Raw genomic sequence first — 5,523 nt, forward strand, 5'->3', positions numbered from 1 at the left:
TTCTTGAGTTTTCTCTATCTCGTCAGTGCTCTCTTTTGGCTCAAATGAAAGATCAACACAACCTAGGCCGCTCCAAAGCTAAGTCCCAGAAGGACAGCTGCTCCCAAGCTGAGGATGAACATCAAGCCGGCAGGCATTAACGTTCGGGTTTTGCGGTAGCGCAGGGCGAATACGATAGATCCCAGCACTGTCGTCCCCACGCCCAAGCCCAGCCCCCAGCGGGGATCCACCCCCAGCAGCCCATAGCTGACTCCGCTGAGGGCGGCCCCAACCAGCCCCCCGATGAGAGACTTGGAGCTTTTGCCTTTGCTATAGCCGATTGCTCCGCCCACCAAAAGCAGTGCCCCGTAGACCAGCAAGGTGATTTGTGCGGCCAGCATGATGGGAAAACCTTGTCCTCTCTAGGTTTAATCCACGAGGATATCGCGAATCAAGGGCAAGCGAATGCTGATGTAGCGATTGAGAATTGAGGCATCGACACTGCTGAGGGCGTGTTTTTTCTGACAGGCGCTCAGAAGCAGGTTCACCAAGTCATCGTCACGCTTTGTGAGCCAATCTGGCCTGCCAATCTCGCTGACCAAAGACCAAAACTGGCGTACCATTTCAGGAGTCATGGCATCCATTTTGTGGAGATAGGGGCTGAACTGCAAAAGAATGGTCTAGGCCATCGATTCGATTCTAGAAAAAAGACCTCATCCCCGAGGACAATATTTCAGCTCCGTCACAACTTAGGATAAGATGTTATGCTTTCCCACAAAGCTCAGCAAGCAGTGCCCCTTCTGGCTTTGTGAGGATCTTAGGAGGGTAAACCGGCAACTCCTGACGTGTATCAACATTCATTAGGCGTTAAAAAACGATGATTCCTGTCAAAATCTCGACATCAGCACCAGAAGATCCGCAAGCCCCCTTATCCAAGCTTCCAGATAGGGAGCAGATGCTAGCGCAAGGTGTACTGTAACCCATAGGCTCCTTCCTCTCCCGGCTTATGGGTGTTGGCCCGCAGGGTGTAGGTGCCGGTGCGGGGTAGAAAGGCAATCATGAGAGCATCGGTTCCACCACCTTGGTCATCATCCCAAGCCATGACTTCTCCACTCGGATCCAGCAGTTGCAAGAAGGCATCCAAATCAGAGCTGGTCATGGAAGCGATCAGGATCTGGCCGGCGCGGGCGGCAATGGGATATTCGTCCATCCAACTGCCATCCTCGGGATGCTGAAGGGATCCCTCCTGCAGACGGCCCGATAGGCTTTCCTGCCAATCTACCTGGGTGAGGACATAGGTGAGCCGGTAGTTGCCGGTGGATTCCGGCTCAAAGCTGGTGGCCCGCAGGGTATAGGTGCCTCCCTCCGGCAGACGCACTGCCAACAGGGCATTCACATCCAGGCCAGAGTCATCGTCAAAGCCAATCACCCGCCCTTGACCGTCCACCAGCTCCAGATAAGCATCAAAATCTTCGCTCTCTAGGGCCGCAATTAAAATCTGCCCCGGCTCAGCGGTGATGGGGATCCCATCCCAAAAGCTGCCGTACTGGCGACTGACTTCATCTCCCGCCTCCAGCGCTCCCGTCACGGTTTGGCTGCCTCTCCACAGAGCAGAACGGGTCAGCGCAGATCCCACCGGCAAGCCGCTCTCTCCCACCCGATCCAACAGCCGACAGCCGCCAGCCAACCCCAATGCCACCAGAGCCAGAGCCAAACGGGATCCCCAACGGCGAGGAGACACGCAAGAACGATACCAGCTCAGCATCAAAAGGGATCCCTCTCTGAAGAATGGCCACTGTGGACTGATCCTACCCCCTGATTGAGGGAAAAGGTTGGCCAGAGACGACAACTTCTGCCGAACTTCATGCTGAGTTTTGAGATTGTTGGCCTGCCCCTTCCTTGCTTTTCCAGCCGAGAGCATACTGGTCTACAGGGCCTCCCAAGCTTGCAAGACGGCTTCTAGAGCCAGCCGCCCGTGGCCAAGATGGGTTCCCCCCTGCAAATAGACGGTGTAGGGATCCCGCATCGGCCCATCGGCAGAGAGTTCTGCACTGCTCCCGGCAACAAAGGTGCCTGCTGCCATCACCACCGGGTCTGCATAACCGGGCATCACCTCCGGCACTGGGGTGAGGTAGGAATCCACAGGAGAACTGTTTTGAATCGCTTGGCAGAAAGCCTGCAGCTTTTGCGGGGATCCCAATTGAATGGCCTGGATGATATCGGTGCGGGGAGTTTGAGGCAGAGGCGAGACCGGGTAGCCCAAATCAGAAAACACCTGCGCCGCCAGATGGGCGATCTTCACCGCTTCGGCCACCATCTGCGGGGCCAAGAACAAGCCTTGAAACAGAAGGCGGTTGAGATCTAGAGTTGCCCCCCCCTCCGAACCAATGCCCGGAGCCGTTAACCGACAAGCGGCTTGCTCCACCAGCTCTGCCCGCCCGGCCACATAGCCCCCTGCGGGAACGAGGGTGCCCCCCGGATTTTTGATCAGGGATCCGGCAATCAGATCTGCGCCCACATGGGTTGGCTCCTGGGTTTCCACAAATTCGCCGTAGCAATTGTCCACAAAAACGACAACTTCGGGGTTTTGCGCTTTGACCATTTGGATCATCTCGGCAATCTGGGCAATGGAAAAGCTGGGCCGCCAATCGTAGCCACAGGACCGCTGAATGTGAACCAAGCGGGTTTGCGGTCTGAGGGCGGTTTTCAGGGCCTGCCAATCGACAGTTCCCTCCCGCAAATCCAACTGGCGGTAACCGATGCCAAACTCCCGTAGGGATCCCCGCCCGGAACCCCGCAGACCGATGACCTCTTCAAGGGTGTCGTAAGGGGGGCCGGTAATGCTCAGCAGCTCATCCCCCGGACGCAGCACCCCAAACAAAGCACAGGCAATGGCATGGGTACCAGACACCATCTGCAGCCGCACCACTGCTGCCTCACAGCCCATGATCTGGGCAAACACCCGATCCAAAACCTGCCGCCCCTGGTCGTCGTGGCCATACCCCGACACCCCGGCAAAGTGATGGGATCCCACCCGCTGGTCGCGAAAGGCCCGCAGCACCCGCGCCAGGTTCTCTCTGAGGGTCTTCTCCACCGCCTGAAACTGCTCCTGTAGAGCCTCTTCTGCTCTGTCTAAAAGCTCTGCCGCCTTCAACGGGATCCCTCCGCCCACCCAGTCTGCCCCACCTTTTGCACACCAAGCTGGTTTCGAGGGTAGCATTTCAGCCACCCCGGAAAGAGTTGGCCTTCTCCCCACCGCTCCTCAAGGTGACTGCAGCGGCAGAACCGAGTTCCAAGTTCTTATGTACTTATGTAGCTCTCCGATAGAAACCTTACAGCATGGAACAGTGAACGACAGGCTTGTCAAAGCTAATACCGACAACAACACCATCTCTCAAGTCGAAAGCCTCATATTGATAAAAAATCGATAAAAAGCTTAATTTATATCAATATCCCTTCATTTTTGCTGTCAATGGCTATCGAATCAAGATGCTGCTAGGCTGTAGGATAATACCAACATACCCTGGAGGAAAGCTGAAGCATCTGGATTGCCGAGCTTATGGGCAATACGGCCCACGTTTAGTCTCTCAAAAACAGGTCAGAGTTAGAGACATTGTTTAACCAACTCAGAATCCAGCTCAGGAAGATTTTTAGCAGGCTAGATCTGTCTATGGGTTTGATGATAGATTTGGCTTTTGACTGAGGAACTTGCAACTTAAACTCTAAAAAACCTTTCCCAAAGACACTCAACACAGCCAATAGAAGTGCATGTCTTGCAGGGCGGGGATCCCGCTTCTCTACAGAGCTCCTGCGATTTGGGAAAATCTGGAATTCAACATCTCTGAAACATTAAGAGAGCCTAAATTTATTCTTAACCTCTGGCAGAGATCCTTGAGCGAGATGTTAACCTAGACTTAACCCAAGAGGTTAGTGCCACTCCCAAAGCCGATCTGCTCACCCTTGATGACAGGGCTCCATTTTTGCCAATTAAAGGGCTGACGTCGCCTGTGAGCTGGGATCGCTTTCCAGAGTTAGAGGGATCCCGGGTGGGGATGAGGCGCTATCTCAGGTATAAACCGACATGACTGGGAGAGTCCTCATGACTAAGCTTGTGATCCAAGGGAAAAACGTCGAGATTACCGACGCCATCCGCAGCTACGTTCAAGAAAAAATTGAGCGTGCTGTCAGTCATTTTGCCCAGATCACCAGTGAGGTTGATGTCAATCTATCGGTAGCCCGCAACCCCCGTATCAGTGCCAGCCAATCTGCCGAAGTGACCGTCTACGCCAATGGCACCGTGATCCGGGCGGAAGAAAGCAGCGAAAACCTCTATGCCAGCATCGACCGTGTGGCCGACAAGCTGGCCCGCAAGTTGCGCAAATACAAAGAACGGAACGGCATTCACCGCGTCCGCCACACCCCCAAAACCTCCGTGGCAGTGGCCCAGCAGCCCGCCACCGATCCGCTAAATACGGAACGGCAAGCGGAGTTACCGGCAGAGGTGGTGCGCACCAAGTACTTCGCCATGCCACCCATGACGGTTCAGGAAGCGTTGCACCAGTTGGAGCTAGTGGATCACGACTTCTACGTTTTCCGCAATATCGAAAATGGCGAGATCAACGTTATCTACGTCCGCAACCATGGCGGCTATGGCCTGATCCGCCCCCGCTAAGGCTTGGTGAAGATGCGTGGTGAGCTCTCCTCCCAACTTACTTCTCCAGGATCCAGCGGCACTTTCTATCTGTTGCTACAGCTCACCGATTCTGCCCTGCCGATTGGGGCTTATTCCCACTCCTGGGGCTTGGAAGCTGCCGTTCAAGCGGGTCAACTTCGCGATCGGGCTGGGGTGCAGCAGTACCTGTTGGGGGTTTTGCACATGGGCTTAGCCCCCACCGAGGGCAGAGCCTGTGCCTTGGCCCATCGTCTATCCCGATTGGGATCCGAGTCGGGAGTGGAGAAGCTGCAGCAACAGCTGCAAGCAACCCGTTGGGCGGCAGAGCCGCGCCAAGCCAGCCTAGATTTGGGGAAACGCCTAGCTCAACTGGCAGAACGCACCTGGGGAATCTCTGTCCCCAAGGCAGAGGGGGATCCACTGCATCATTCCGTGGTGTTTGGCTGGATCTGCGCTCAGGCGGGCATTGGGTTGGAAGATACCCTGCGTGCCTTCTTGTTCTCCTCCCTCACTGGGCTGGTCTCGGCAGCGGTGCGTCTGGTACCTTTGGGGCATACCGAGGGGCAAAGCCTATTGGCTCAGTTGTACGAGCCCATCGAGGCAGTGGTACACCAAGAGATCCTGCCGGTTGTGAAGCGGGCCGAAAGGCCAAACCTCTCCCTCGGCTGGCCGCCCCTAAGCAGCTTCACCCCTCTACAAGAACGGGATTGTCAAGCCCACCAACACCTCTATTCCCGCCTTTTTCAATCTTGAAAGCCGTCAACCCTCACCCCTAAACCCTTCTCCCAGAGGGAGAGGGGAGTTCAGCTAGAAATCGCAGGAGCCCCGCACTGTACCCGTAGGGTCAGTGCCGGGAGGAATGCGCTTTGATG

Annotated in this window: 6 protein-coding genes; 2 read left to right on the top strand and 4 right to left on the bottom strand. The window is 55.6% G+C overall.

The genetic code is table 11. From position 1 onward, the window contains the following. Positions 1–62: 62 nt before the first annotated feature. From NW839_RS05420 to NW839_RS05435, 4 genes are all read right to left on the bottom strand, one after another. Positions 63–380 (bottom strand): TMEM14 family protein, encoded by a 318-nt coding sequence (locus NW839_RS05420; protein WP_414352008.1) that lies wholly within the window; start codon positions 378–380, stop codon positions 63–65. 27 nt (positions 381–407) lie between these two features. Then, entirely contained in the window at positions 408–614 is a 207-nt protein-coding gene (locus tag NW839_RS05425) for a hypothetical protein (protein WP_238376795.1), read from the bottom strand. Positions 615–937: 323 nt separating this feature from the next. Then, positions 938–1,744 (bottom strand): PPC domain-containing protein, encoded by an 807-nt coding sequence (locus tag NW839_RS05430; protein WP_414352007.1) that lies wholly within the window; start codon positions 1,742–1,744, stop codon positions 938–940. Positions 1,745–1,906: 162 nt separating this feature from the next. Further along, on the bottom strand, positions 1,907–3,199 hold the full coding sequence (locus NW839_RS05435) for an aminotransferase class I/II-fold pyridoxal phosphate-dependent enzyme (RefSeq protein ID WP_414352006.1): 1,293 nt from the start codon (positions 3,197–3,199) through the stop codon (positions 1,907–1,909). Between the two features lie 879 nt (positions 3,200–4,078). Here NW839_RS05435 and hpf point away from each other — a divergent pair. Next, complete coding sequence (gene hpf, locus NW839_RS05440; protein ID WP_414352005.1) at positions 4,079–4,651, top strand: ribosome hibernation-promoting factor, HPF/YfiA family; 573 nt, start codon at positions 4,079–4,081, stop codon at positions 4,649–4,651. A gap of 12 nt (positions 4,652–4,663) precedes the next feature. Continuing rightward, a complete protein-coding gene (locus NW839_RS05445; protein ID WP_414352004.1) occupies positions 4,664–5,404 on the top strand; it encodes an urease accessory protein UreF in 741 nt (246 codons plus the stop codon). Positions 5,405–5,523: the final 119 nt, after the last annotated feature.

This window comes from Synechococcus sp. R5-15, from assembly GCF_047462035.1.
GTDB lineage: Bacteria > Cyanobacteriota > Cyanobacteriia > Thermostichales > Thermostichaceae > Thermostichus.

Bases quoted from the DNA above. Each gene is read 5' to 3' on its own strand.
- NW839_RS05420 (WP_414352008.1), bottom strand. From the start codon at position 380: ATGCTGGCCGCACAAATCACCTTGCTGGTCTACGGGGCACTGCTTTTG.
- NW839_RS05425 (WP_238376795.1), bottom strand. From the start codon at position 614: ATGACTCCTGAAATGGTACGCCAGTTTTGGTCTTTGGTCAGCGAGATT.
- NW839_RS05430 (WP_414352007.1), bottom strand. From the start codon at position 1,744: ATGCTGAGCTGGTATCGTTCTTGCGTGTCTCCTCGCCGTTGGGGATCC.
- NW839_RS05435 (WP_414352006.1), bottom strand. From the start codon at position 3,199: ATGCTACCCTCGAAACCAGCTTGGTGTGCAAAAGGTGGGGCAGACTGG.
- hpf (WP_414352005.1), top strand. From the start codon at position 4,079: ATGACTAAGCTTGTGATCCAAGGGAAAAACGTCGAGATTACCGACGCC.
- NW839_RS05445 (WP_414352004.1), top strand. From the start codon at position 4,664: ATGCGTGGTGAGCTCTCCTCCCAACTTACTTCTCCAGGATCCAGCGGC.